Below are 25,798 nucleotides of genomic sequence, written 5' to 3'. Positions count from 1 at the left end.
GCAGGCCGGCGCCGTCCCTCACCCTGCTGGGACTCGGCGCGATGGGTACCGCGCCGACCCGCTGACCCCCGCCGCACGGAGCTCGGCGCCGGTGTCGCCCGGTGTGGCACGCGCACGGACACACCTGACCGCTGACCAGGCGGTTTCGGTACACCAGTGCGAGCAGTCACCGGTACTGGCGGACTGTGCGCTCGGCGGCGCGGCGTGGGACGCCGATGCCGGTGCGCACCACGACAATGGCGCACGCGCCATCCAGAGGCGCCCGACGCTCTCCGGCCCGCACGGCACCGCTCTCCGGCGGCCGTGCGGCACCGGGTAGGTGGCAGACCAAGGAGGACCCGTGGTGGATGTCCCGGTGGACCAACTGACCGGCGCGGTCGACGGTGTACGCGCGCGGGCCCGTGGGCAGCTCGTCGAAGCCGGCCTGGAGCTGTTCGGGGTCTACGGCTACGCGCAGACGTCGGAGCAGGACCTGTGCGAGATGGCCGGGGTGCCGGTCGAGGCGCTCCGGGACGAGTTCGGCTCCCGGGAGGGTCTGCTGATGGCCCTCCACAACCAGATCACGACCGCCGGACTGCGGGCGTCCGAAGTGGCCCTGCTCTCCGAGGGGATGGACGACTGCCCCCTGGAGCAGCGCTTCCGGCGGCTCTTCCACGCGTACGTGTCGGCGGTGACCCGGGATCTGCGTGAGGCGCGGGTGACGTTCGTCGAGGTCCTGGGTGTGAGCCCGGCGGTGGACGCGCACTGCAAGCGGTGGCGCGACCTGTGGACCGACTTCCTGACGGGGGAGGCCGAGCGCGCGGCGGTCCGTGGCGAGGTGGCGGAGCGGGACCACCGGGTCGTCGTGATGGTGATGGTGGGCACGGTCCACGAGCTCATGGCCCACCACGCCCGACGCCCCCGCAGGGCACGGCCCGACGAGGTGACGGAGGAGCTGACCAAACTGGGGCTCGCGATGCTCGGCGCGGAGATGGCCGACTGACCGGCGCGGGCCGCCCGTACGCCGTCCCGGCGGCCGTTCGGTGGACCGGGGGCAGGAGTTCACAGCCTGACGTCCGCCACCACGGGCAGGTGATCGCTGCCGGTGGCGGGCAGGGACCGGATGCCGGTGACCGTCGCCGAGCGGGTGAGTATCTGGTCGATCCGGGCCACCGGGAACGCCGCCGGCCAGCTGAAGGCGAAGCCCGGCCCCGGCTCGTCCATCAGCTCGGTGACCGGCTCCAGACCCCGGTCGTCCAGGGTGCTGTTCAGGTCGCCGAGGAGGATCACCCGCTCCAGGGGTTCGGCGGCCAGCGCCTCACCCAGCAGGGCGGCACTCTCGTCCCGCCGTCCTGACGTGAGGCCGGTCGTCGGGCCGATCCTGACCGACGGCAGATGGGCGACGTACACGGCGACCTCGCCCCGCGGCGTACGGGCCGTCGCCCTGAGCCCCCGGTCCCAGCCCTCGCCCACACCGCTCGGCCTGATGTCCACCGGGCGCACGGCGCCGAGGGGGTGCTTCGACCAGAGTCCGACCGTGCCCCTCGTCGCGTGGTGGGGGTAGTCCCCGGCCAGCGCCGCTTCGAAGGCCGGTACGGCCGGGGCCGTCAGCTCCTCGACGGCTATGAGTTCGGCTCCCGTCCCGGCCAGCGCGTGTGCGGTGGCGGCAGGGTCGGGGTTCACGTCGCTGATGTTGTGCTGGACCACCGTGAACGCGTCGTCGGGAGTCGGGCCCGCGCCGGACAGCAGGGGTCCGAACACGGCGGACCAGGAGACGACGGGCAGCAGGAGCGCGGTCACCGCCAGGAACGAGCGGCGCAGCAGCGCCGCGACCAGCAGGACGGGCACGGCCAGGCCGAGCCAGGGCAGGAAGGTCTCCAGCAGACTGCCCATCCGGCCGGGGCCGTCAGGGACGAGGCCGGGGAGGGCGAGCAGCACGGCGACAAGCAGGCACAGCGCGGCGAGCACGCGGCCCCGCCCCCAACTCCAGCCCCGCTCGACCGCGTTCCGCCGTTTCGCGCCCTGCTTCCCGGCCACTGCTCCGTGCTCCCGTCCGGGCGCCTCCCACGGCGCCCCGCCCGGAAGGAGAACGCAGCGGTCCCTGATCCGGTTCCGGCAGCTGCGGCCGGGCCGGATGTCAGTGCCCGGCCGTCGCCAGCGCCCCGGCGTAGGGGCCGCCGACGCCCCAGGCCCGGTGCATGGCGTCCGCGAAGGCACCGGCCAGCTTGTGCTCCCCGGTAGGGCCGGGGTGGGTCCCGTCGTAGGTGTCCGTGTGGATGTCGTAACCGGCGGGGTGTTCCGTCAGCAGGACCGGCGACGCGGGCGTGTCCAGGTCGGCCACCGTCTCCGCGAGCAGGGCGTTGAAGCGGTCGCACTCGGCCGCGAAGGGGCCGTCGGACTCCGCCCGGACATTCGGTATGACGGGCAGCAGCACCAGCTTGATCCGGGGGTTGGCGGTGCGGGCCGCCGTGATGAAGTCCCGTGCGTTCGCTGCCGTTTGCGCGCTGTCCGTGTAGAAGCCGAGGTCTATCAGGCCGAGCGAGACCAGCAGGACGTCGGCACGGGCCGCCGTCACCGTGTCTGCGATGACGGGAGCCATGTGGAGCCACCCCTCGCCCCAGCCCGCCAGGTGCCGCCGCGCGGACGCGGGGAAGGCCGCGTCGCCGTACGCGTGGGAGAGCGGGGCGTTCGCCTCGGTGTCGTACAACCCGGTGCGCGGGCCCGTGATCGCGTACCCGCCGTCGCCGAGGGTCGCTTCGAGGTGCTGCCACATGCGGTAGCGCCAGGTGAAGTCGCCGGCCTTGCCCACGGTCATGCTGTCGCCGACGAAGAGAAAACGCATGGCGACATCATGGCCGATCACCGCTCCGGCCTGCGACGTGACAGTGGACACTTGTCCCATGAGATCGCTGCTGACCGTCTCCGCCGCCGCTGCCCTCCTGTTCCTGACGGGACCGGTGCCCGCCGTGGCGGACGAAGGGGACGGGGCGGACCGGACGTTCACGATCGAGGACCCCCGGATCACCGAGTCCAGCGGTCTCGCCGCCAGCAGGATCCATCCGGGCGTCTACTGGACGCACAACGACAGCGACGACGGGCCGTACGTCTACGCCGTCGACTCCCGCACCGGGAAGACCGTGGCGACGATCACCATGCAGGGCGTCGGGGAACCGCGTGACGTGGAGGCGATCTCGCTCGGACCCGACGGGAACCTCTACGTCGGTGACATCGGCGACAACCTCGACGGATCCTGGGACCACGTCTGGATCTACCGCTTCCCGGAGCCGAAACGGCTCGCGGACGCCACGGTGCGGGCCACGCAGTTCGACGTGACGTACGCGGACGGGGCGCGCAACGCCGAGGCGCTGATGGTCCATCCGGTCACGGGCCGGGTCTACATCGCCTCGAAGAACGAGGACGGCGGCGGTCTCTACGAAGGTCCGCAGAAGCTGACGACCGGCGGGAACAACGTCTTCCGTCGCGTGGGCGAGGTGCCGTGGGTGACCGACGGCGCGTTCTCGCCGGACGGCCGGAACCTCGTGCTGCGGTCCTACTTCAGTGCCCGGGGCTACGCCTTCGAGAACGGCCGGCTGGGCGAGGACCGGGCCGTGAGCGTGCCGCTCCAGGGGCAGTCCGAGTCGGTGACGTACACCGCCGACGGCTCGGCGATGATGTTCGGCTCCGAGGGCGAGCGCAGCGAAGTGGTGCGTGTGGAGGTGGAGGGCGGCGGTAGAACGCCCTCCGCCGGCGGAGGGGGCGGCGGGACGTCGGCCGGGGACGGCGAGGACGACGACGGGCGGACGGGCACCGTGACGGGCGGCGCCGTGGCCGTCGTCGTCATCGTGCTGGCGCTGCTGGCCGCCAAGCGGCGCCGGGGTTAGGAGGCGTCCTCCCGGACCGTGCCGCCGGTCGGGGTGAGACAGCGGCGCACGAGCGTGAGCGTGCGTTCCGTGACCGTGTCGAGGGGCGTGCCGTGTTCGACGGCGGCGAGGGCCGTGTGCAGCATTCCGGCGACCAGGTCGGCCGTGAGAGCGGGCTCGGGAGCGCCGAGCTGCCGGACGGCGGCGCGGAACGGTTCGACCTGCTCCAGGTGGAGTTCCATCAGCCGCTGCTGGCAGGCGGGATCGAGGCCGGCGTTCATGAGGGCGGCAGCGGGCCGGTGCGCGCCCTCGGCGCCGAGGCGGAGGCTCTCCCTGAAGAACGCCTCGACGCGTTCCAGCGGGCCGTCCGCCGTCGCCAGGGCGCGGGCGAGTGCCTCGTTGGAACGCCGGAAGGCCTCCTCCGTGATCGTGCCCAGGAGGGCCGCGGAGGAGTCGAAGTACTGGTACACGCTGGAGCGGGCGAGGCCCGCGCGGGCGCCGACCGCCGCCGGTGTGACGGCGGCGGCGCCCTCGTTGACCAGGATGTCGATCGCCGCCTCGATCAGCGCCTCGCGTTGCCGGGCGCGGTGTTCGGCGACGGTGGAAGCGTTGATCTTCGGCATGCGGGGAGGGCTCCTGGATGGCGGACGGGGCCGGGAGCGAGGTTCCGGCCCGCGGCGCCGGTCAGGACAGGCGGCCGTCGACCATCTCGTGGACCCGGTCGGCAGCGTCCATTATCGCCGTGTCGTGGGTGACCATGACGGTGGCCGTCCCACGCTCGTGGGTCTGCTCGGCGATCAGCCGCACCGCCTCGGCCGAGCGTACGCGGTCCAGCGCCGAGGTGGGTTCGTCCACCAGCAGGACGGCGGGGGAGGTCATCAGGGCGCGGGCCAGCCCCGCGCGCTGGCGTTCTCCGCCGGAGAGCTGATGCGGGCGGGAGCCGGCGCGGTGCGTGAGCCCGACCGCCTCGACGAGTTCGTCGGCCCGGGCCCGGGCCGCGGCGTCGAGACGGCCGTCGATGTGCAGGGGCAGCAGGAGCTGCTCCCTGACGGTGAGGGAGGCCAGCAGATTCGACTGCTGGAAGACGAAACCGATGTGGCGGCGGCGCGCGGCGGTGCGTTCCCTGTCCGGCAGGGCGGTCAGCTCGGCGCCGGCGATGTGCACGGTGCCCGAGGTGGGCCTCTGGAGGCCGCCGGCGACGGCGAGGAGGCTGGACTTGCCGGATCCGGAGGGGCCGACGACGGCGACGAACTCGCCGGGGGCGACGTGGAGGCCGACGTGGTCGAGGGCGGTGACGGCGGTATCGCCGTCGCCCAGGGTGAGGGTGACGTCGTCGAGGCGCAGTCCGTCGGAGCCCGCGGCGTCCGGGGCGGTCCGGCGGTCGGTGGCGGGTGTCGTCATCGGGTGGCTCCCAGAGCGGTCAGGGGGTCGACGGCGGTGATGCGGCGGACGGCGACGACGGCGCCCACGGTCCCGAGGACGATGAGGAGGCCGGAGGAGGTGGCGATGGCGGGGGCGGAGAGGGAGAAGGGCGCCTTGCCGATCATCGCGCTGCCCAGGGCCAGGCCGACGGCGGTGCCGAGGGCCGTGGCGCCGACGAGCACGGCGACGACCTGGGCGAGCGCGTCGCGCAGGATGTATCCGGTGGGGGCGCCGAGCGCCTTGAGCAGGGCGATCTCGGCCTTGCGCTGCACCGTCCAGACCGTGAAGAACGCACCGACGACCAGGGCGGAGATGGCGTACAGGAAGCCCTTGATCAGGGCCATGGTGCTCGACTCGGCCGCGTAGCCGGGGGACGCGTCGAAGGTGGCCTCCCTGGTGTCGGCGCGGGTGCCGGTCGCCTTCTCCACCGCGGCGATGTCCGCGCCCGGCTCCAGGGTCAGCGCGACGGCCGTGGCCTGCCGGCCGGCGGCCTCGGGCAGGTCCCCCGGCAGGCCGTAGTGCAGGTGCCGCCAGGTGTCGAGGTCGGTGTAGGCGACGCCGATGTGGCCGTAGGAGACGGTCTCGTCGACCAGGCCCACGACCTTCAGCGGCACCTCGCTCTTGTCCGCGGTCAGGACGTCTCCGATCCGCACGCCCAGATCGGCGATCTCGCGGGTGATCACGATGCCCGAGCCGCCCTCCTTCAGGCCCTCACCCTCGCTGGGGGCGGGTGCGAGGGAGCCCGGCGCCATGCCGAAGACGGCGAGGTTGACCTGCTCGCCCTTCCTGGAGCCCTGGGTCACCTGGGCGTTGGCCAGGGTGTTCCCGAACGGCTCCGCGCGCTCCACGCCCGGGGCCTCGGACCATGCCCGCCAGTCCTTCTCCTCCACGGTCGAGCGGGAGAACTGCTCGCTGGTCGCCTTCTCGTCGAAGGCCAGATGGGTCACGGGCAACGCGCGCAGACCGGATATGCCGGCATCCGCCAGGCCGGAGGCGAGCCCGGACAGCAGGACGCCGAGCACGGCGATGAGCGCGACCACCGCGCCCATCAGGGTGAAGCGACCGCGGGCGAAGCGCAGATCGCGTAGGGCGAGGAACACGGAATTCTCCGAGTGACGAAGGTGATGGAGGCATGACTGCTCGGCTCGTCAGCTTTGCCAAAAGTTGACGACGCGAGTGTCGGCATCCTATCGAATGTTATCGACACACCTGTCGGCACGTTGCGTTCGGAGTGCGGCGGCGCGGTCGGGCGGGGAGGGTCGCGCCCCACCTCAGATGTCGTCGACGACCGGGCGGAGTTCGTAGTGGAGTGTGCGGTCGCGCTTCAGCCGGTGGACGAGCGGGACCGCCACGCCCTGGAGCGCCGGGTACTTCCTCGACATCGTCCGGGAGGCGTGCGTGTCCTCCTTGGACCCCTCCGGCAGGAGCCGTGCCCACGCCTTGACCGGCGGCCCCGTCGGTGCGCCCCGGACGGTGCACGGGGCGATCTCCACCACCGGGTGGTTGCGCATCCGGTCGACCTTCCAGGCCGAGGAGAAGGTGCGGATGTAGGCGTGGTCCCCCTCGACGGCGATGCTGACGGGGGTGTGGGCGGACGATCCGTCCGGCCTGCGACTGCTCAGCAGGACGGTGTACTGCCTCACGAAGGGCTCCAGCTCATGGATCGTCTCCATGTATTCCATGGTGCAGCAAAAAAGGGTGATCCGTGCTTTTCGGGCACTTCTCATGTGATCGTCCGCCGAGGTTCCCCGGCCGTTCCGGCGGTACACGGACTCCTCCGGCTCGGCCGCCGGCCCCGGGCGGTACCGGCGTAGGCTCCGGCCCATGCAGGTCAACGGTGCCCCCGAGCCCTTCTCCACCTCGCGCCTCGACGCGCTGCCGCTCGACGTCGCGCACGCGCAGGAGATGGCCGCGGTCCTCTTCGACCCCGCCCTGCACACCTACACGGGAGGTGCCCCCGAGGACGCGGCGGCCGTACGGGCCCGCTACGAACGTCAGAGCGCCGGCTCGCCCGATCCGGCCGAGCTCTGGTGGAACTGGGTGCTCCGGGTGCGCGGCGAAGGACGTCTGGCCGGGTACGTCCAGGCCACCGTGCGCGGTGAGCGGGCCGAGGTGGCCTGGGTGGTCGGGACGCCGTGGCAGGGCAGGGGCTACGCGAAGGAGGCGGCGGCCGGGCTGGTCCGGCACCTGCTGGAGCGGGGCCCCGTGACCACCGTGGTCGCCCACATCCACCCGGAGCACACGGCCTCGGCCGCCGTGGCCTCCGCCGCCGGACTGCTGCCCACGGGGGAGTGGGAGGACGGCGAGGTGCGGTGGCGGAGGGAGATCCCCCGGGAATCCGCACCGGAGCGGGCGGCGGAGCTCCCGCGCCTGTCCTGATCATTTCCCATACCTACCCTGATCACGACATGGCGCGAATTGTCTTATACCTTCATAGGAGACGGTGCGCGGGCACCGCGGATCCTGCCAGGCGAGCGACGGAGGCCCTGGGGTGGGTGATCTCGGGAGGGTGGAGGCCCTGAGACTCGCAGGGCTGTCGGCGGCGGCCGACCCCGGCATGGACCGGTTCGCCCGGCTCGTCTGCCGGCTGCTGCGCGTCCCGGTCTCCCTGGTCTCGCTGCTGGAGACCGACCGGCAGGTCTTCCCCGGCATGGTCGGACTCGCCGAACCCTGGGCGACGCGGCGCGAGACCCCGCTGAGCCACTCGTTCTGCCAGCACGTCGTCGTCGACGGCCGACCGCTGGTCCTCGAGGACACCCGGCTGAATCCCCGCACCTGCTTCAGCCTGGCCATCCCCGACCTCGGGGTGGTCGCGTACGCGGGCCTGCCGCTCACCGACGCCGACGGACACGTGCTCGGCTCGCTCTGCGCCATCGACCACGAGCCCCGGAAGTGGACCACGGGCGAACTGCAGGACCTCGAGGACCTCACCGCGGCCTGTTCGGTGGAGCTGCGCATGAGGATCGCCACCGAACTGCTCCGCCGGGACCGCGACCACGCCGGGCTGCTGCTGCGCGCCTCGGTCGAACTCGCCCACGCGCGCGACCTGACGGACCTCACCCGTCGCTTGCGCAATCTGTTCCGGGGGCCCGCCGAACCGTCCTTCGTGGAGCTGCTCCTCGCGGACGGCCGGGGCCTGTGGCGCGTGATCGACCCGGACGACGTGCGGCCGGTGGAGCAGGCGGTCGACCGCCTGGACCTGGATGCCGGTTACCCCAGCGCCGAGGCCATGCGCGAATCGCGCACCGTCTTCGTACCGGACCACGAGGCCCTGGTGTCCGGCTACAGCCCGGAGGCCGTCGCCGGATACGACTCGCTGGGGCTCCGGTCCGTTTTGAGCGTCCCGCTGCTGAACGGCCGCGGGGTGCTGACGTGGTGCTGGTCCCGCCCCCACGCACCGGCCCTGACCGAGGAGGCGGTACTCACCGCGGTGGCCGGATACGTGAGCCAGGCGGTGGAGCGCACCAGGTTCGTGGCGAACCGGCTCAGCACCGCAGAACAGCTCCAGGCCTCCATGCTGACCGACCTGCCGACGGTACCGGGCCTCGACATGGCCGCCCTGTACCTCCCGGCCGCCGACCAGGACATGGTAGGAGGAGACTGGTACGACGCCTACCAGCTGCCGCCGCCCCCGGCCGCGACGCAGCCCGGCGTGATGCTGTCCGTCGGCGACATCATCGGACACGACGTCCAGGCCGCGACCGTGATGGGCCAGGTCCGCAGCATGCTCCGACAGGCCAGCCTCGACCACCGCACGCACTCACCCGCCGCCGCGCTGGACGCGGTGGACCGCGCCCTCGACGTGCTGCCCCTGGGACCCGGCGCCACCGCGGTGCACGCCCGCCTCGACCTCGACGCCGGCCGGTGGCGGCTGACCTGGTCCAACGCGGGACACCCGCCGCCGCTCCTGCGCGCCCCCGACGGCCGTGTCTCGGCCCTGGGCGACCACGATCTCCTCCTCCTCGGCACGCCGAGCGAGCTGCCCCGGCACGACCACACCCACGACCTCCCCCGGGACAGCGTGCTCCTGCTGTACACCGACGGGCTGGTCGAGCGCCGCGACGCCGACATCGACAGGGGAATCCGGCAGACGGCGTCCACCCTCGCCGAACACGGCGACAAGCCACTGCCGCTGCTCCTGGACGCGCTCTCCCACGGGCTGAAGGACGCCCCGCAACGCGACGACGTGGCGGTGCTCGTCGTCCGCGTCAACCAGGGCGAGCGCTGACGCCTCCGGGACGGCGCGATCCCCTGCGGGCCGTGCGCTCTCAGGTACGGGGGCGGCCCGCCTCGACCAGCTCGGCGACGTCCAGAGTCAGGTCGGCACCGATCGACGGGGGGAGCTCGGCCGACTGGCCGGGGGCGTACACCTCGTGACTGTCGTACGTGCAGCCGGTGGGTTCCGTGAGGACGTGCAGGCGCCCGTGGCGCCGGTCCAGGACCACGTACACCGGGATCTTGGCCTCGGCGTACGCGGAGACCTTGTGCCGCAGGTCGCTCTTGTAGTTGCCGGAGGTCACCTCCAGGACGAGGCGGAAGACGGCCGGGTCGTAGCAGCTGTTCTCGACGCGATGCTCGTCGAAGTCCGCGTCCACGACGGCGAGGTCCGGGATGGCGTAGTCCTCCGGGCCTCCGGGCAGCCACAGGCCGATCGCCTGCAGGACGCGGGTCTCCTCGCCGTGCAGGCCGGCTGCCAGAAAGGGGATCATGAGTGTGGTCAGCGCATTGGCGTGCGGGCCGTCCGGGGGTGGGGCCACGGTGATGACGCCTCCGACGATCTCGACGCGATGACCCGGAAGCTGTCCCATGAGACGGTTCGCCGTCACGAGCATGGGTTCCGGCTCATCGTCACAGGGGTGCTCGACTGCTGCTGCAGACATTGCGGGCCTCCTGGGATCGCTGGTGTCGAGAGCATCATCGTAGGACGACGGACCCCGAAGGGGCGTCCTCAGGCGGCGCCACCCGGTCGGGTGAAGCGGGAACGGCCCCGCACACCGGGGTGTGCGGGGCCGTTCCGGACGGGGAGCCGTCAGAGCTTGTCGATCACGTAGTCGATGCAGGCCGTGAGCGCCTGGACGTCCGCCGGGTCGATCGCCGGGAACATCGCCACGCGCAGCTGGTTGCGGCCCAGCTTGCGGTACGGCTCGGTGTCGACGATGCCGTTGGCGCGGAGCACCTTGGCCACGGCCGCCGCGTCGATGCCGTCCTCGAAGTCGATCGTGCCGATGACCTGCGAGCGCTTCGCGGGGTCGGTGACGAACGGGGTGGCGTACTTGGAGTCCTCGGCCCAGCCGTACAGGGCCTGCGAGGAGGCGGCCGTGCGGCCGGTCGTGAAGTCCAGGCCGCCCTGCGAGTTCATCCACTTCAGCTGCTCGTTCAGCAGGAAGAGGGTGGCCAGCGCCGGGGTGTTGTACGTCTGGTTCTTCAGCGAGTTGTCGATCGCCGTGGGCAGCGAGAAGAACTCCGGGACGTGCCGGCCCGAGGCGTGGACGCGCGCGGCGCGGTCCAGGGCCGCCGGGGAGAACACACCGATCCACAGGCCGCCGTCGGAGGCGAAGGACTTCTGCGGGGCGAAGTAGTAGACGTCCGTCTCGGTGATGTCGACCGGCAGGCCGCCCGCACCGGAGGTGGCGTCCACCAGGACGAGGGAGCCCTCGTCGGCGCCCGCGACCCGCTTGACCGGAGCCGCGACACCGGTGGAGGTCTCGTTGTGGGTGAAGGCGTAGACGTCGACGCCCGCCTCGGCCTTCGGGTCCGGGTGGGTGCCCGGGTCCGAGGCGATGACCGTCGGGTCGGCCAGCCACGGGGCGAGCTTGGCGGCCTTCGCGAACTTGGACGAGAACTCACCGAAGTTCAGGTGCTGGGACTTGTTGTCGATCAGACCGTGCGTCGCGACGTCCCAGAAGGCGGTGGAGCCGCCGTTGCCCAGGATCACCTCGTAGCCCTCGGGGAGGGAGAAGAGGTCGCGTACGCCGTCACGTACCTCGCCGACCAGGTTCTTCACCGGGGCCTGGCGGTGGGACGTACCGAGGAGAGAGGTGCCGGTCGCGGCCAGCGCGTCGACCGCCTCCGTCCGCACCTTGGAGGGCCCGGCGCCGAAACGTCCGTCGGCGGGCTTGAGGTCAGCGGGAATCTGGATGTCAGCCACGGTCCGGAGCGTAGTCCCTCCGGAAAGCGGTCGAGGACCGTGTCCGCCGGATGAGACTCATGCTCCGGACCGCGGGAGACCCGTCGGAACGGACAAATCGACGCCCGGATCAGCGCAGATCGACGGGCAGTTCGTGCAGGTCGTTCTGGGTCACGATCGGCTTGTTCCGCAGGTCGGAGGGGGGTACGGCGAGGTCCAGGTCCGGGAAGCGCTCGTAGAGCGCGGGGAGGGCGACCCCCGCCTCCAGCCGGGACAGGGCGGCACCCGGGCAGACGTGCGGACCATGGCCGAAAGCGATGTGTCGGTTCGGGGAGCGGGTGACGTCGAACTCGCCGGCGGTCGGGCCGTACTGCTGCTCGTCGCGGCCCAGCGCGCCGAAGGAGACGATCAGGCCCTCGCCCTTCGGCAGGACCTTGTCGCCGACCTCGATGTCCTCGGTCGCGAAGCGGATCAGGACGTGCGAGGTCGGGGTGTTCCAGCGCAGCGTCTCCTCGATCACGTTCTCCCACGGCACCTCACCGCTCAGCACGCGCCTGCGCTGCTCGGGGTGGGTCTGGAGCGCCTCGACGACGTTGACGACGAGACTGATCGTGGTCTCGTGACCGGCGGCGATGATCAGCTGGAGCGTGTTGACGATCTCCTCGTTGGTGAGGTGGTCGCCGTCCTCGGACGCCGCGATCAGGGCGCTGGTGAGGTCGTCGCCCGGGTTCGCCCGCTTGTCGTCGACGATCTTCGTGAAGAGGGTGCCGAGGTCCGCCATCATCTGCGGGACCTCCTCCGGCGGGGTCTGCGTCGAGAAGAACTTCTCGAACAGCTCCTTGAGCCGCGGGTGGTCGGCCGGGTCCACGCCCATCAGCTCACTGATGACGTTCATGGGCAGCGGATACGCGAACTCCGCCTTGAGGTCGACCGGCTGGCCCTCGGGCAGTGCCGCGAGCCGGTCCAGGGAGGCGTTCGTGAGCGCCTCGATGCCGGAGCGCAGCCGCTCCACCCGCTTCACCGTCAGGGCCTGGGCGACGAGGGTGCGCAGCCGGCGGTGGTCGGCACCGTCGACGGTCAGCATGGAACGGCCCGGGTTCACGAGACCGATCAGCGGCCAGTCCATCGGGATCTCGCCGCGCTGCCAGGCGTTCCAGACGTTGATGTCCTTGACCACCCGGCTGTCGGTGAGCAGCTGACGCGCCTCGGCGTGGTGCGTCACCGCGTAGCAGTGCACCCCGCCGGGAAGCTCCACCTCGGCCAGCGGGCCGGCGGCGCGCAGCGCGGCGCTCTCGGCGTCGAGGTCCGCGACGAGGGGATCGAGGGCGATCCGGGTCATTTCTGGCCTCCAAGTGCAGGGGTGGGCGTGAAGTGCACCGGCAGGTCCGTCAGCCCGCGCAGCCACGGGGACGGGCGCCGGCTCAGCCGGTCCTCGGGGATGTCGAGGTCGATGTCCGGGAGCCGGTCCAGGAGCACCTCGATGCCCGTACGCGCGATGACCTCGGCGGTCTCCTGCGCCGGGAACGGGCAGCGGTGCTCGCCGTGGCCGAAGGAGAGGAAGGCGTTGTTGCCGCCGGTCAGGGTGGAGCCGTCGGTGCGCACCTGCGGGTCGGCGTTGGCCGCGGCGATGCCGAGGAGCAGCATGTCGCCGGCGCGGATGTGGCGTCCGGCGAGGTGGGTGTCGCGGGAGGCCCAGCGGCCGGCCACGTTCTGCGTCGGGGTGTCCTCCCAGAGGACCTCGTTCATCGCCTCGGCGACGCTGTGCCGGCCGCCGGAGAGCGAGGCGGCGAAACGGTCGTCGACCAGCATCAGCCGCAGCGAGTTGCCGATCCAGTCGGCGGTGGGCTGGTGGCCGGCCGCCATCATGACCATGAGGTCCTGGACGATCTCCTCGTCGGTGAAGCCGCCGGGATCCTCCAGCATCCGGGTCGCGACGTCGTCGTCGGGCTCGGCGTGCTTGTCGGCCAGGAGCTGGTACATGGCCCCGCCGAGGTACTGCTGGCCCGCCAGAGCCCGTTCACGCCCGTCGATCATGTCGTTGAGCGCGGCGACGAGCGGACCGCCGATCTCGTCGCTGAACCCGTAGAGCTTGGCCAGGACGCGGGCGGGGAGCAGCATCGCGTACTCGGCGATGATGTCGGTCCGCCCGGTCGCGCAGAACCGGTCGATCAGGCTGTCGGCGAACTCCTCCGCGTACCGCTTCAGCGTGAACGGGTCGACGGCCTCCAGCGCGTTGCTGATCATGGCCGCGCGGACGGTGTGCCGCTCACCGACGGTGTAGAGGATGGACGGCTGCTTCCGGCCGATCATCGGTCGCAGCGGCCAGTTTTCCGGGATGTTGTCCCACTGGTTCCACAGGTCCGAGTCCCGGCTGAAGAGCACCGGGTCGTTGGTGACCTGGTGGAGTTCGCGGTAGCCGACGATCAGCCAGGCGGGGATGTCGCCGTCCAGCACGACCGGCGCGACCGCGCCGTGGTCGCGGCGCATCTCCCGGTACACCTGCACGGGGTCGGTCTGGAACCGCGGCCCGGACAGGGGAACGGGGCCGTGGGACACGGGGCACTGGGTCACGTCGTCGGCTCCGGGGTCATCGTGGCCGCCGGGGCAGGGCTCCCTGCCAGGGCCGCGTCCGCGCCCTTGCTCCGGGCGACGGAGAGGGCGTAGAGGTGCTCGACCAGCGTGATCAGGACGTACTTGCTGGACGAACGGTCCCGGGCGTCGCACTCCACGAGCGGGACGTCGGGGGAGAGGTCGAGGGCCTCGCGGATCTGCTGCTCGGTGTGGAACGAGCCGCCGAAGTCGTTGCACGCGACGATGAACGGCGTGCCGTGGTGCTCCAGCCGGTCGATCGCGTACCAGGAGTCGGCGAGACGGCGGGTGTCGACGAGGACGACGGCGCCCAGGGTCCCGGAGAACAGCCGGTCCCACAGGAACCAGAAGCGTTCCTGTCCGGGGGCGCCGAAGAGATAGAGGACCGAACGCTCGTCGAGCGTGATGCGGCCGAAGTCGAAGGCGACCGTGGTGGACGTCTTGGAGTGCACGCCGTCGAGGTCGTCGACGGCCTCGCCCGCACGGGTCATGGTCTCTTCCGTGTTGAGCGGACGGATCTCGCTCACGGATCGGACCATGGTGGTCTTGCCGACCCCGAAGCCGCCGACGACGACGATCTTCAGTCCGTTGTCGGCCGTCGCCTGCAGGGCGGCACGGTCAGAGGTTGCGGAGTCCAACGAGCACCTGTTCCAGGGTGTCGGTGTCGGGGAGCCGGTCCGCGACACGTGCAGTACGGGGGTGGCGGGCGCTGATCCGGCCGGTGTCGAGCAGGTCGCAGAGCATGATGCGGACGATGCTGACGGGCAGTTTCAGGGTGGCCGAGATCTCGACGACCGCGGTGGGGCTGTCGCACATCCGCAGGATCGCGACATGCTCCGACTGCATCCCGGGGTTCGGTTCGCACTCGGCGACGACGAGCGTCACCAGGTCGAACGCGGCCGAGTCGGACCGGCTGCGGCCCCCCGTGAGGGTGTACAGCCGGTCCGGGTCGTCGTCGCGTCCGGGCCGGGGGCGCGGTACGGACGTCATACGTCCGCGGTTTCCGCGGCCTGGGCCGCCGTGTCACGCGGCGGGGCGACGAGGTACTCGCCCAGCTGCTCGACGAGTTCGCTCATGTTGTGGCCCACCAGGCCGACGTCGGAGTCCTCGGCCGCCACGACCGCGAGGTGGGCGCCCGCCCCCGCCTCGACGATGAACAGCACACCGCCGTAGAACTCGGTCATCGCGGACCGTACGCCGCCGGTGCCGTCACCGAACTCGATGGACGCGCCGTGCGACAGGCTCTGGATGCCCGCGGAGATCGCGGCCAGCTGGTCCGCCTGGTCGACGGAGAGTTCGGGCGTGCGGCAGAGCTTCAGGCCGTCCCTGGACAGGACAAGGGCATGCCGGGCTCCGGGCGTGCGGTCGAGCAGCCCCTCCAGCAGCCAGTTGAGCTTCTCGTCGGTGGTCGCGGTCATCGGGTGTTGCCTTCCGGGTGCGGGGAATTGGCTCGTACCGCCTGGCTGAAGGTGCTGAAGCGGGCAGCCTGGACCTTCGGGTCGGTGGCACGGGACCGGGGGGATTCGGCTTCGCCGGGGGCGGCTCTGCCGGTACGTGCTTCGGCGGCGGCCAGAGTGCGGCCCCGACGACGCTTGGGCAGACCGCTGTCGCCGATCTGGGGGACGGTACCGGTGGACTCCGACTCCGACTCCGGCTGCCCGGGCGAGGCCTCCGCGCGGGTTCCGGCGCCGGTCTCCGCGGGGGGCGCGGGACGGAAGTCCGCGGGTGCCGCGGTACGCGGGTCCGGCGCGGCGGCCGGGGCCGGCGTCGTGTGGTCCGGCTCGGGCTCGGGGTGCCGCGCGGCACCCGGGAGCGGAGCGGGCGTACGGGAGATGAGCTCCTGCGGCAGCATCATCAGCGCACCCGTACCGCCGCGGGCCGACGGACGGAAGGAGACGGTGAGCCCGTGCTTCCTGGCCAGCCGGCCGACGACGGCGAGGCCGAGCCGGGTGCCGGAGATACCGGTCAGGTCCTGGTTGTCGGCGGACACGGCCCGCTCGGCGCGGCGCAGCTGCACATCGCTCATCACCAGGCCGCTGTCCTCGACGGTGACCACGATGCCCGCCGGGACCTCCTCGACGTACACGTGCACCTCGGCGGTGGGCGGCGAGAAGTTGGCAGCGTTGTCGAGGAGTTCGGCCAGGGCGTGCATGACGCCCTCGGCGGCGTGGCCCGCGATCGCCACGTCGCTGGTCGAGTGCAGGCGGATGCGCTGGTAGCCGCCGATACGGCCCATGGCGCCACGCAGGATCGACTCCATCACGATCGGCTTGGCCCAGCGGCGGCCGGAGCGCGCGCCGGTCAGTACGGCGATGGAGTCGGCGAGGCGGCCACCCTGGGCCGTGCGGTGGTCCAGGTGCAGCAGGTCGCCCAGGACGTCCTCGGCGGTGTGCCGGTGCTCCATCTCGCGCAGGTCGGCCAGCATGCTCGTGGACAGGGCCTGCATCCGGCCGGCGGCGTTGGCGCAGGCGGCGATCGCCGCGGAGCGCTCGTTCTCGGCGCGCCGGGCGCGGGCGGTGAGGCGGGCGGCCTCCGCGGTGAGCCGCTCGTGCTGCTCGACGGCCTCGACGGTGACCCGGGCGACCCGGTCGTCGGCCTCGGCGGTGACTCTGGCCGCCTCGGCGGAGGCCGCCGCTCTGATGCGAGCGGTCTCGGCCGTGAAGCGCTGTGCCTCGGCGGCCGAGGTCGAGACGAGACGCGAGGTCTCGGCGGTGAAGCGCTCGGAGTCCGCGGCCCGCAGGGCACGCAGATTACGGGCGGTGGCCAGCGTGTGGACGGTGACGGCCACCGCGACGCACAGCAGCGCCGCCGTGCCGGCGGCCCCCCAGGTGAGCGGCGTCCGTACCGAGGCCGGAGCGGCGGCGACCGCCCACAGGCACAGAGCACCGGTAACGGCTGCCGAGATCAGCAGGGCGAGTGCGGTCGGCCGGAGTGAAGGGCGCAATCGGAGTCCTCGGGGCGGACGGTGCGGAGGAAGGGACAGGTGCAGCCGGTGGGACAATCAGGGCATTCCGGTGTGGTGATGGTGAAAGGCCCACATCTGGAGCTGATTGTTCCTGATCAAGTCACGGCAACTATAGGAGAATTGGCGACTTGTTTGGGGATTCCTTGTGGCCACTTCTGTTTGAAATCTGGCTTGAACTGATCTGATCGAGGCCTCAGGGCGCCTGTGATCCGAGTCGATCGGCGATTCGGAAGGGTAAGTAGTGGCGAATGTGGCCCTATGTCCCATGTGTGAGGCTTGATTTGTCACGATCGTCGCTCCTGGGCCGGTGGCCAGCTAATGTGAGCGCTCCGGTGCAGTCGGCCTTCCCGGCCGGCACCGCCGTAAGACACACCGCGCGCCTTGAAGGGGGAGGCGCCGCGTGGCCCCGACGGAGGACGCAAGCAACCGTGGACGCGCAAGGCCGTGGGCGGGACGAGGGCATCGACCCCGCAGACCAGTGGGTACTCAACCCCGATACCGGTGATTACGAACTGCGACTGACCCCCTCCTCAGGGCGATCATCCGCGGCGGCCGGTACCACCGATGCCAGAACCGCCGGACCGCGTCGAAGGTCGAAGCCGGAGGCGAAGCCGTCCGGCGACCGTGCCTCCGTTCCCGGTCAGCGCGGCAGCCGCCGGGCGGCGGGCGACGGACGCGGCGGCCGGGACGAGGCGCGGAAGCCGGGGAGCCGTGCGGCCGCTCCGGCCGCCGGGCGCCGCAAGGCGAAGCCGAAGAAGTCGGGCAAGAAGAAGGCCCTGGTGTGGACCGGCGGTGTGCTCGCCTTCCTGCTGGTGGGCGTGGGCACCACGGGCTACTTCGTGTACCAGCACTTCAACGCCAACATCACCGCCGTCTCCACCGACGGTGCCAGTACCGGCGGCTTCAGCAAGGACCGCGCGATCAACGTCCTGGTGATCGGGACGGACAAGCGCACCGGCGCGGGCAACGAGGGCTACGGGGACGCGGGCAGTGTCGGCCACGCCGACACCAACATCCTCTTCCACGTCTCCAAGGACCGCACGAACGCCACCGCGCTGAGCATCCCCCGTGACCTCATAACGGACATCCCCGACTGTCCGACGCAGCTGGAGAACGGGGAGACGAAGGACATCCCGGCGACGCCCGGCGGACGCTTCAACACCAGCCTCGGACAGTCCGAGCGCACCCCCAGCTGCACCATGCGCACCGTCACCGAGCTCACCGGCATCACGCCCGACCACTTCATGGTGGCCGACTTCAACGCCGTCAAGTCCCTGACGACCGCCGTCGGCGGTGTGGACGTCTGCCTCGCCAAGGACATCGACGACAAGGACTCCCACCTCAAGCTGTCCCAGGGGGAGCACACCATCGAGGGCGAGCAGGCCCTGGCCTTCCTGCGCACCCGGCACTCCGTGGGCTTCGGCAGCGACCTGAGCCGCATCGAGATCCAGCAGCAGTTCCTGGGCTCCCTGATGCGCAAGCTGAAGTCCAACGACACCCTGACCAGCCCGTCGAAGATGTGGTCGCTCGCGGAGGCCGCCACCAAGGCCCTCACCGTCGACGAGAAGATCGGTGACATCAACCAGCTCCGCAAGCTGGGCATGGAACTGGCGTCGGTCGACCCCAAGAACATCACGTTCACCACGGTCCCGGTGCTGGACAACCCGAACGACAAGGCCACCGTCATCCTCGACAAGTCCAAGGCGCCGCAGGTCTTCTCGATGATGCGCGAGGACGTCTCCTTCACCGCGGTGGAGAAGCAGGAGAAGGCCGAGGAGAAGGCCAAGGCGGAAGCCAAGCTGAAGGGCGAGATGGCCGCCCCCGCCGACGTCCGGGTCGACGTCTACAACGGCGGCGCCCCCGCCGGCTCCGCGCAGAACGCCCTGGACTGGCTCCAGAACGAGAAGAAGGTGCTGAAGTCCACGAACAAGGCGAACGCGCCGGAGAACGTGAAGAAGACCCAGCTCGTCTACGGCCCCAACCAGGCCGACCAGGCCCGCCGGCTGGCCGACCTGATGGGGATGTCGGCCTCGGCCCTCAAGCCGACGACGACGGACGCGGGTGAGATGGAACCGATGAAGCTGACCCTGGGACCGGACTTCACCGAGGCGGGCAGCCCGCTCTCCGCCCCGGCGAAGGCCCCGGACGAGATCCAGCGCGTGGAGGCCGACAAGGCGGTCTGCGCGAAGTAGACCGGACCCGGTCCCGTGGCTGCCCGCCGCGGGACCGGTCGCCTCCCCACCTCGTCCGGCGCTCCGGAGGGCCTCGGGCCCCCGGGCCCGGCATGCTGGGCGCATGTCCGCCACCGATCTCGTCCGAGCCCTGGCCCGGTCCGTCCGCGGCGAGGTGGAGTCCGACGCGACCGCCCGCGCCCTGACGACCATGGACGCGTCCAACTACCGCCGCGTCCCGCAGGCGGTCGTGGCCCCCCGCGACGCCGACGACGTCGCCGAGACGCTCCGCGTCTGCCGGGAGCACGCCACCCCCGTCGTACCCCGGGGCGCCGGCACCTCCATCGCCGGTCAGGCCACCGGAACAGGCGTCGTCCTGGACTTCACCCGCCACATGCGGCGCATCCTCGAACTGGACCCCGGCTCCCGCACCGCGGTCGTCCAGCCCGGGGTGATCCTGGACGACCTGCGCGCCGCCGCCGCCCCGCACGGGCTGACCTTCGGGCCCGACCCGTCCACCCACAGCCGCTGCACCCTCGGCGGCATGATCGGCAACAACTCCTGCGGCTCCCACTCCGTCGCCTGGGGCACCACCGCCGACAACCTCCGCAGCCTGCGCGTCGTCCGCTACGGCGGGGGCGAGGCCCTGCACGTCGGACGCGGGCTGCCCGACGCGCCGCCCGGTCTCGACGGGTTCGCCGCCGGCCACCTCGCCCTCCTGCGCACCGGCTTCCCCGAACTCCCGCGGCGCATCTCCGGATACGCCCTGGACGCGCTGCTCCCGGAGAACGGCCCCGACCACGCCCGCGCCCTCTGCGGCAGCGAGGGGACGCTCGCCGTGGTCACCGAGGCGACCGTCCGCCTCGTCGAGACGCCCGCCGCCCGGGCACTCGCGGTCCTCGGGTACGCAGACGAGACCGCCGCCGCCGAAGCCGCCCCCGGTCTCCTCCCGTACGGCCCGCTCACCGTCGAGGGGATGGCCGCCGACCTCGTACGCGGACCGGCCGGTCTGCCACGCGGGGCGGCCTGGCTGTTCGTGGAGACGGGCGGCGCCACCCCCGCTCAGGCCCGCGACCGTGCGAACCGGATCCTGCGCGCGGCCGACGCCCTGGACGGCACCGTCGTCACCGACCCCGCGGGCATGCGGACCCTGTGGCGCATCCGTGAGGACGCCGCCGGCACGGCGACCCGCATGCCCGACGGCACGGAGGCCTGGCCCGGCTGGGAGGACTGCGCCGTCCCGCCCGCCCGGCTCGGCCCCTATCTGCGCGACTTCCGGGCCCTGCTCACCGCACACGGGCTGCACGGAACCCCGTACGGGCACTTCGGCGACGGCTGCATCCACGTACGCATCGACTTCGACCTGCTGACCGAACAGGGCGTGGCCCGCTTCCGCCGCTTCTCCGAGGAGCAGGCCGGCCTCGTCGTCGCGCACGGCGGATCGCTGAGTGGCGAACACGGCGACGGGCAGGCCAGGGCCGAACTGCTGCCCCGGATGTACGGGGACGAGATGGTGCGCCTGTTCACCCGCTTCAAGGACCTCTGGGACCCCGACGGCGGGCTGAACCCCGGCATCCTGGCCCGCCCCGCACGTCTCGACGAGAACCTCCGCTTCGCGGTCCTGCCCCGGCGCCCCGTCGACGTGACCTTCGGCTACCCGCACGACGGCGGTGACTTCTCCGCGGCCGTACGCCGCTGTGTCGGCGTCGCCACGTGCCGCACGGCCACGCCGGGTCCGGGTGCGGACGTCATGTGCCCCTCCTTCCGGGCGACCGGGGAGGAGGCGCACTCCACCCGGGGCCGCGCCCGGCTGCTCCACGAGATGCTGGCCGGCGAGGTGATCACGGACGGCTGGCGGTCCACGGAGGTACGGGACGCGCTCGACCTCTGCCTGTCCTGCAAGGGCTGCCGCAGCGACTGCCCGGTCGGCGTCGACATGGCCACGTACAAGGCGGAGTTCCTCCACCACCACTACCGCGGCCGGCTCCGTCCGGCCGCCCATTACGCGATGGGCGGCCTCCCCCGCTGGCTGCGGACGGCGGCCCCCTTCGCGAGCGTCCTCAACGCCCTGGCGAGGATCGGACCGCTCGCCGCACTCGCGCGGCGGCTCGGCGGCGTCGACCCGCGCCGGGCGCTTCCCGTCCTGGCGCGGCGGACGTTCCGGTCCTGGGCGGGCGCCCGCCGGACACCGGCGACGGGGGAGGCCGTCGTGCTCTGGCCGGACACCTTCACCGACCACCTCTCCCCCGAGGTCGGACGGGCCGCGGTCTGGGTCCTGGAGGCGGCCGGACGGACACCGGTGCTGCCCGCCCGGGGCGTGTGCTGCGGCCTCACCTACGTGTCGACGGGCCGGCTCGACGCGGCCCGTGCCGTCATGCGCCGCACGCTGGACCGGACGGGACCGGCCGACGGCGTCCCGGTCGTCGTGCTGGAACCGAGCTGCGCCGCCACCCTGCGCACCGACCTGCCGGAGCTCTTCCCCGACGACCCGCGCGCCGCCGCGCTCGCGGCCTCCGTCCGCACCCTGGCGCAGTACCTGGAGGAGTACGCCCCCGACTGGACGCCGCCCCGCCTGGACCGGCGGGTCGCCGGACAGACCCACTGCCACCAGCACGCGGTCCTCGGCGACGCGGCCGAGCGCAGGCTCCGCGAAAGGGCGGGGCTGACCGGCGAGCTGAGCGGCGGCTGCTGCGGACTGGCCGGCAACTTCGGTTTCGAGAAGGGGCACTGGGACGTCTCGGTGGCCTGCGCCGAGGAGCGGCTGCTGCCCGCCGTGCGGGAGGCGGAACCCGGCACGGAGCTGCTGGCCGACGGGTTCTCCTGCCGCACCCAGCTCGACCAGCTGGCGGGGCGTCGTGCCCGGCACCTCGCGGAGGTCCTGGCGGAGGGGCTGCCGCCGGAGACCGGGGAGGGGCCGCCGGGCAGGGCGGAGCGACGACGGGGACAGTCGTAGGTACCCGACCTCCCCTGCGGTTCGGGCCCGTTCCCCGGCGTCGGACGTTCAGGGCCGCGTTGGCCGCTCGCGCGCCACGATCTCCCGGGCGAGCTCCGCCAGCCGGGGCAGCGCCGGGTGGCCGGGGCCGTCCCGCCGGGCCAGCAGGACGGGCAGGGGAGGGGCGTCGTCCAGCGGCACGTAGGTGACCCCGGCGTGCGGATGCATCTGGGCGGTGGAGTTGCCCGAGACCCCGCAGCCCCGCCCGGCCGCGATCGCGGTGAGCCAGTCGTCGGTGTTGGCGACGGTGAGGGTGGCGGCCGGACGGGCGTCCGGGGGCCACAGGTCCAGCGTGGTGGCGCCCGAGACGGTGTTCAGGACGACCGCGCCGCCGGTCAGGTCGGCCAGGGAGAGGGAGGTGCGGGCGGCGAGCGGACCGTCCGCCGCCACGGCCGCCACCCGCACCTCGGTGAACAGCACCTCGGTGACGAGTCCCGGGGTGTTCACGGGGCCGCGGAGCAGCGCCGCGTCCACCTCGCCGCGGGTCAGGCCGGCCGTGCGGTCGTCGATGCGCAGGAGTTCGAGCGGGGTCTCCGGGTGCCGCTGCTGCCAGGTCCGCAGCAGGGGTGTGGTGTACGGGCCGAACGCGGACCAGGCGTGCCCGAGCCGCAGCGGCCAGCCGCGCAGCCGCCCGGGGTCGAGGGCCTCGTCGAAGGCGGCGACGGCAGCGGCGGCCTTGTCGCGGAAGGCGACGCCCTCCGAGGTCAGGGCGAGGTGGTGGGTGGAGCGGTCGACGAGCCGGACGCCCAGATGCCTCTCCAGGGCGGCGAGCGTGCGGGAGACGACGGGCTGGGTGACCCGCAGGCGGGTGGCGGCGCGCGTGACGCTGCCCTCGTCGGCGATGGCGAGGAAGGCCCGCAGATGCCGGACCTCGATGCTCCCGGTGCGCTGTCCAGTGCTCATGCGCCCGGAGCATAACGGGAGCGCAATGGGCATTTCACGGGAGGCGCGCGGGTCTCTACCGTGAGGGCGTGAGCGCCTACCCCGTGGTGCCGTATCGTGTACCGGTGAGTGCACTCCAATGAACTGAAGGAAAGGTGTCCGGTGAACGACCGCCACGTTGTCGCAGAGTCGGCCGCAGCCGTCGCCGTCCCCGAGGCGGTGTCCGCGCTCGACGGGACGGGCCGGGGCCCGTCCCGACGCGGAGCCGCGCTCGGTCCGGTCGCGCTGGTGGTGGCGGGCGGTCTGTCCGTCCAGTTCGGCGCGGCGGTCGCCGTCCTGCTGATGCCGAAGGCGGGCGCGCTCGGTGTCGTCACCCTGCGTCTCGCCGCCGCCGCGGTCGTCATGCTGGTCGTCTGCCGGCCGAAACTCCGCGGGCACTCGCGCGCCGACTGGGGCACCGTGGTGGCCTTCGGCATCGCGATGGGCGGGATGAACACCCTCTTCTACCAGGCCGCCGACCGCATCCCGCTGGGCGCGGCCGTCACCCTGGAGGTGCTGGGGCCGCTCGTCCTGTCGGTCGTCGCCTCCCGCCGCCTCATCAACCTCGTCTGGGCGGCGCTGGCACTCTGCGGCGTCGTCCTGCTCAGCGGTGGAGGCTTCGACCGTCTGGACCCAGTCGGAGTCGCGTACGCCCTCGGCGCGGGCGTCATGTGGGCGGTGTACATCCTCTTCAGCGCCCGGACCGGACGGCGCTTCCCGCAGGCGGACGGACTGGCCCTGGCCATGGTCGTGGCAGCCGCCCTCTCGCTGCCCCTCGGCATCATGGAATCGGGCTCGAAGCTCGTGGTCCCGTCCACCCTGGGCCTGGGCATCGCCGTCGCGCTGCTCAGCTCGGTCCTTCCGTACACCCTCGAACTCATGGCCCTGCGCCGGCTGCCCGCACCCACCTTCGCGGTCCTCATGAGCCTCGAACCGGCCATCGCGGCCACGGCCGGCTTCCTCGTCCTCGACCAGGCGCTCTCCACCACCGACGCCCTCGCCATCGCCCTGGTCATCGGGGCGAGCATGGGCGCGGTGCGCAGCCAGACGCGGGGCCCGCGGAAGAGGTGAGCCCCCGCTTCGGGGGCGTGCCCGTTCCGCCTGCGCGGCCGGGCGTCCGATCCTAGGGTGGTCGCGACGGCCCACCTGGAGGTACTCATGCCGGAACGCGACGACCTGCTCGCGCTCGTGACCGACCAGCGCACCAACTTCCTCTACACCGTCGCGGGGCTCGACGACGCGGGAGCCCGCGCCCGGACGACGGTGAGCGAGCTGACCCTCGGCGGACTCCTGAAGCACCTGGGAGACATGCAGCGCGGCTGGCTCGACGTCGTCGAGGGCACCGCGCCCGCCGAGGTCGGCTGGGCGGACCTCGACCCCGACGGCAACCGCATGACGGACGCCGAGACGCTGCCCGGACTGCTGGAGGCCTTCCACGCGGCGGCGGCCGCGTTCGACCGTACGGTGCGCGAGGAGGCCGACCTCGACCGCGAGGTCACGCTGCCCGCCTACCCCTGGTCACCCCCGGAGCCGGTCGTCTGGACCGTCCGCCGCGTCCTGTGGCACATCTTCCGGGAGATCGCCCACCACAGCGGCCACGCCGACATCATCCGGGAGGCGCTGGACGGGGCCAGCACCACGGCGAAGATGGCCGAGGCGGCGTCGGAGGGGCGGTAGCGGGCCGCCGTGGGTGCGGCCGTGCCGGGAGCGGGCGGGCGAGGCACGATGGAAGGGAGCGGAGGAAGGAGGCGCGCGCATGGGATCCACGAAGGGAACCGACGAGTACGCCGGTCTGTACTCGCACACCCCCTCACAGGCCGAGGGCGAACGCGACGAGCCCGCCGCGCGGGGCAGCGCCCTGGAGACACACCCCGACGTCCCCCGGACCGAACCCTCCCAGGCCGAGGGCGACCGCACGGAGTGACCCGGACGCCGGCTCAGCCGTCGACGGGCAGGATGCGGAACGCGGTGAGGCCGGGGGTCAAGGGGGTGATGGCCCCGAAATCCCTCCGGTCGAGAGTGAAGATGCGGTCGGTCCTGTACCGGTCGGCGAGGACGACTCCCACCGCGTCCGCGAGGTCCAGCCTCAGCCCTCCGTAGTCGCGGCGCACCGTGTGGGCCGCGACCAGATCGGCGGGTCTGAGCTCCGCGAGTCTGTACTGGCCGTCCGTGATGCGCGCGTTGAGGGCTTCCATGACCTGCATGGCCGCCGGGAAGCCGAGGTCCCGGTGAACGAGGTGGTCGAGCTCCGTGAGCACCAGCGGAGAGACTGCCAGCCTCTCGTACTCCAGGATCTTCGCAGCGCCGGAGTGCTCGGGCTGCGCGCTGTCGAACGCCGCGTACAGGGCGGATGTGTCGGCGACGATGATCAACGGCGTGCTGCTCGTTCCTTGATGTGCTCGTACACCACGTCGTCCATCGCCTCGGGGCTGAGCGGGCGCCCGCTGTCGAAGACCGGGAGATCTCCGCTGCGCTTGGGCCGCTCCGCGTGGTCGAGGATCATGGCGACGCCCCTCCTGATGAGCTCCGCCTTGCTGACCCCCGTCGCGGACGACTCGGCGTCCAGCCGGACTTCCAGGTCCTCGGGAAGGTACACAGTCGTCTTTATCATGTCTCCAAAAATACCACCCTGCCCTACGTAGGGCAGGGTGGCGGAACGCTCTCCGCTGTCACGAAAGCCGTCGCCCCGAATAAATCATGCAAGCATGCTTGCTTGTTTTATGGGCCGCTGGCATGCTCCGGGGCACACCGCCACGCCCCGAGGGGAGCGCA

Annotated in this window: 26 protein-coding genes; 9 read left to right on the top strand and 17 right to left on the bottom strand. The window is 72.1% G+C overall.

Going from position 1 to position 25,798, the window contains the following annotated elements; translation table 11 throughout:
- The first annotated feature begins 340 nt into the window (after positions 1 to 340).
- Positions 341 to 982: a TetR/AcrR family transcriptional regulator gene (locus IA22_RS0116065; RefSeq protein WP_014154775.1), complete on the top strand. Its 642-nt coding sequence runs from the start codon at positions 341 to 343 to the stop codon at positions 980 to 982.
- 59 nt (positions 983 to 1,041) lie between these two features.
- On the opposite strand, the gene IA22_RS0116060 is transcribed toward IA22_RS0116065, so the two are convergent.
- Positions 1,042 to 2,016, bottom strand: coding sequence for an endonuclease/exonuclease/phosphatase family protein (locus IA22_RS0116060; protein WP_078468403.1), 975 nt, complete (start codon positions 2,014 to 2,016; stop codon positions 1,042 to 1,044).
- 100 nt (positions 2,017 to 2,116) lie between these two features.
- A complete protein-coding gene (locus IA22_RS0116055) occupies positions 2,117 to 2,881 on the bottom strand; it encodes a GDSL-type esterase/lipase family protein (protein WP_209443739.1) in 765 nt (254 codons plus the stop codon).
- On the opposite strand from IA22_RS0116055, the gene IA22_RS0116050 reads away from it, so the two are divergent.
- Positions 2,880 to 3,860: a YncE family protein gene (locus IA22_RS0116050; protein ID WP_030123969.1), complete on the top strand. Its 981-nt coding sequence runs from the start codon at positions 2,880 to 2,882 to the stop codon at positions 3,858 to 3,860. The genes IA22_RS0116055 and IA22_RS0116050 overlap by 2 nt on opposite strands.
- Here the strand turns inward: IA22_RS0116050 and IA22_RS0116045 are convergent.
- The 4 genes from IA22_RS0116045 to IA22_RS0116030 form a co-directional block, all read right to left on the bottom strand.
- Positions 3,857 to 4,462: a TetR/AcrR family transcriptional regulator gene (locus IA22_RS0116045; protein ID WP_014154771.1), complete on the bottom strand. Its 606-nt coding sequence runs from the start codon at positions 4,460 to 4,462 to the stop codon at positions 3,857 to 3,859. The genes IA22_RS0116050 and IA22_RS0116045 overlap by 4 nt on opposite strands.
- A gap of 61 nt (positions 4,463 to 4,523) precedes the next feature.
- Entirely contained in the window at positions 4,524 to 5,240 is a 717-nt protein-coding gene (locus IA22_RS0116040; protein WP_015578253.1) for an ABC transporter ATP-binding protein, read from the bottom strand.
- Positions 5,237 to 6,361 carry an ABC transporter permease gene (locus tag IA22_RS0116035; RefSeq protein WP_014154769.1) on the bottom strand — a complete coding sequence of 375 codons (1,125 nt, stop codon included), beginning with the start codon at positions 6,359 to 6,361 and terminating at the stop codon, positions 5,237 to 5,239. The genes IA22_RS0116040 and IA22_RS0116035 overlap by 4 nt, the downstream gene beginning before the upstream one ends.
- A 171-nt stretch (positions 6,362 to 6,532) precedes the next feature.
- On the bottom strand, positions 6,533 to 6,934 hold the full coding sequence (locus IA22_RS0116030; protein WP_030123968.1) for a PPOX class F420-dependent oxidoreductase: 402 nt from the start codon (positions 6,932 to 6,934) through the stop codon (positions 6,533 to 6,535).
- 151 nt (positions 6,935 to 7,085) lie between these two features.
- On the opposite strand from IA22_RS0116030, the gene IA22_RS0116025 reads away from it, so the two are divergent.
- Positions 7,086 to 7,640 (top strand): GNAT family N-acetyltransferase, encoded by a 555-nt coding sequence (locus tag IA22_RS0116025; protein ID WP_030123967.1) that lies wholly within the window; start codon positions 7,086 to 7,088, stop codon positions 7,638 to 7,640.
- Between the two features lie 112 nt (positions 7,641 to 7,752).
- Positions 7,753 to 9,489 (top strand): GAF domain-containing SpoIIE family protein phosphatase, encoded by a 1,737-nt coding sequence (locus tag IA22_RS0116020; protein WP_030123966.1) that lies wholly within the window; start codon positions 7,753 to 7,755, stop codon positions 9,487 to 9,489.
- Between the two features lie 40 nt (positions 9,490 to 9,529).
- Here the strand turns inward: IA22_RS0116020 and IA22_RS0116015 are convergent, their stop codons facing one another.
- The 8 genes from IA22_RS0116015 to IA22_RS0115980 form a co-directional block, all read right to left on the bottom strand.
- Positions 9,530 to 10,141, bottom strand: coding sequence for a Uma2 family endonuclease (locus tag IA22_RS0116015; RefSeq protein ID WP_030123965.1), 612 nt, complete (start codon positions 10,139 to 10,141; stop codon positions 9,530 to 9,532).
- Between the two features lie 149 nt (positions 10,142 to 10,290).
- A complete protein-coding gene (gene serC, locus IA22_RS0116010) occupies positions 10,291 to 11,409 on the bottom strand; it encodes a phosphoserine transaminase (RefSeq protein ID WP_014154764.1) in 1,119 nt (372 codons plus the stop codon).
- Between the two features lie 109 nt (positions 11,410 to 11,518).
- Positions 11,519 to 12,727 carry a cytochrome P450 family protein gene (locus tag IA22_RS0116005; protein ID WP_030123964.1) on the bottom strand — a complete coding sequence of 403 codons (1,209 nt, stop codon included), beginning with the start codon at positions 12,725 to 12,727 and terminating at the stop codon, positions 11,519 to 11,521.
- Positions 12,724 to 13,959, bottom strand: a complete 1,236-nt coding sequence (locus IA22_RS0116000) for a cytochrome P450 (protein WP_030123963.1) — start codon at positions 13,957 to 13,959, stop codon at positions 12,724 to 12,726. The genes IA22_RS0116005 and IA22_RS0116000 overlap by 4 nt, the downstream gene beginning before the upstream one ends.
- Positions 13,956 to 14,615 (bottom strand): GTP-binding protein, encoded by a 660-nt coding sequence (locus tag IA22_RS0115995; RefSeq protein WP_014154761.1) that lies wholly within the window; start codon positions 14,613 to 14,615, stop codon positions 13,956 to 13,958. Before IA22_RS0115995 ends, IA22_RS0116000 begins: the two co-directional genes overlap by 4 nt.
- Positions 14,596 to 14,967: a DUF742 domain-containing protein gene (locus IA22_RS0115990; RefSeq protein WP_014154760.1), complete on the bottom strand. Its 372-nt coding sequence runs from the start codon at positions 14,965 to 14,967 to the stop codon at positions 14,596 to 14,598. The genes IA22_RS0115995 and IA22_RS0115990 overlap by 20 nt, the downstream gene beginning before the upstream one ends.
- Positions 14,964 to 15,395, bottom strand: a complete 432-nt coding sequence (locus IA22_RS0115985) for a roadblock/LC7 domain-containing protein (RefSeq protein ID WP_014154759.1) — start codon at positions 15,393 to 15,395, stop codon at positions 14,964 to 14,966. The genes IA22_RS0115990 and IA22_RS0115985 overlap by 4 nt, the downstream gene beginning before the upstream one ends.
- Positions 15,392 to 16,921, bottom strand: a complete 1,530-nt coding sequence (locus IA22_RS0115980; RefSeq protein WP_030123962.1) for an ATP-binding protein — start codon at positions 16,919 to 16,921, stop codon at positions 15,392 to 15,394. The genes IA22_RS0115985 and IA22_RS0115980 overlap by 4 nt, the downstream gene beginning before the upstream one ends.
- Before the next feature lie 449 nt (positions 16,922 to 17,370).
- Between IA22_RS0115980 and IA22_RS0115975 the strand changes: the two genes are divergently transcribed.
- Positions 17,371 to 19,134, top strand: a complete 1,764-nt coding sequence (locus tag IA22_RS0115975) for an LCP family protein (protein ID WP_030123961.1) — start codon at positions 17,371 to 17,373, stop codon at positions 19,132 to 19,134.
- Positions 19,135 to 19,237: 103 nt separating this feature from the next.
- Positions 19,238 to 22,066: an FAD-binding and (Fe-S)-binding domain-containing protein gene (locus IA22_RS0115970; protein ID WP_030123960.1), complete on the top strand. Its 2,829-nt coding sequence runs from the start codon at positions 19,238 to 19,240 to the stop codon at positions 22,064 to 22,066.
- A gap of 48 nt (positions 22,067 to 22,114) precedes the next feature.
- Here IA22_RS0115970 and IA22_RS0115965 read toward each other — a convergent pair whose 3' ends face one another.
- A complete protein-coding gene (locus tag IA22_RS0115965; RefSeq protein WP_030123959.1) occupies positions 22,115 to 23,008 on the bottom strand; it encodes a LysR family transcriptional regulator in 894 nt (297 codons plus the stop codon).
- A gap of 141 nt (positions 23,009 to 23,149) precedes the next feature.
- Here IA22_RS0115965 and IA22_RS0115960 point away from each other — a divergent pair, with 141 nt between their 5' ends.
- The 3 genes from IA22_RS0115960 (at position 23,150) to IA22_RS37125 (ending at position 24,950) form a co-directional block, all read left to right on the top strand.
- Positions 23,150 to 24,097, top strand: coding sequence for an EamA family transporter (locus IA22_RS0115960; RefSeq protein WP_014154754.1), 948 nt, complete (start codon positions 23,150 to 23,152; stop codon positions 24,095 to 24,097).
- 87 nt (positions 24,098 to 24,184) lie between these two features.
- Complete coding sequence (locus tag IA22_RS0115955; protein WP_015578265.1) at positions 24,185 to 24,703, top strand: DinB family protein; 519 nt, start codon at positions 24,185 to 24,187, stop codon at positions 24,701 to 24,703.
- Positions 24,704 to 24,782: 79 nt separating this feature from the next.
- Positions 24,783 to 24,950: a hypothetical protein gene (locus IA22_RS37125; RefSeq protein ID WP_015578266.1), complete on the top strand. Its 168-nt coding sequence runs from the start codon at positions 24,783 to 24,785 to the stop codon at positions 24,948 to 24,950.
- 13 nt (positions 24,951 to 24,963) lie between these two features.
- On the opposite strand, the gene IA22_RS0115945 is transcribed toward IA22_RS37125, so the two are convergent.
- On the bottom strand, positions 24,964 to 25,398 hold the full coding sequence (locus tag IA22_RS0115945) for a PIN domain-containing protein (RefSeq protein WP_030123958.1): 435 nt from the start codon (positions 25,396 to 25,398) through the stop codon (positions 24,964 to 24,966).
- Positions 25,395 to 25,637, bottom strand: a complete 243-nt coding sequence (locus IA22_RS0115940; protein WP_014154750.1) for a ribbon-helix-helix domain-containing protein — start codon at positions 25,635 to 25,637, stop codon at positions 25,395 to 25,397. The genes IA22_RS0115945 and IA22_RS0115940 overlap by 4 nt, the downstream gene beginning before the upstream one ends.
- Positions 25,638 to 25,798: the final 161 nt, after the last annotated feature.

The sequence above is a fragment of the Kitasatospora papulosa genome (genome assembly GCF_000717245.1).
In the GTDB taxonomy this organism is placed as follows: domain Bacteria; phylum Actinomycetota; class Actinomycetes; order Streptomycetales; family Streptomycetaceae; genus Streptomyces; species Streptomyces papulosus.
This window is presented reverse-complemented; position numbering and strand designations above follow the sequence as displayed.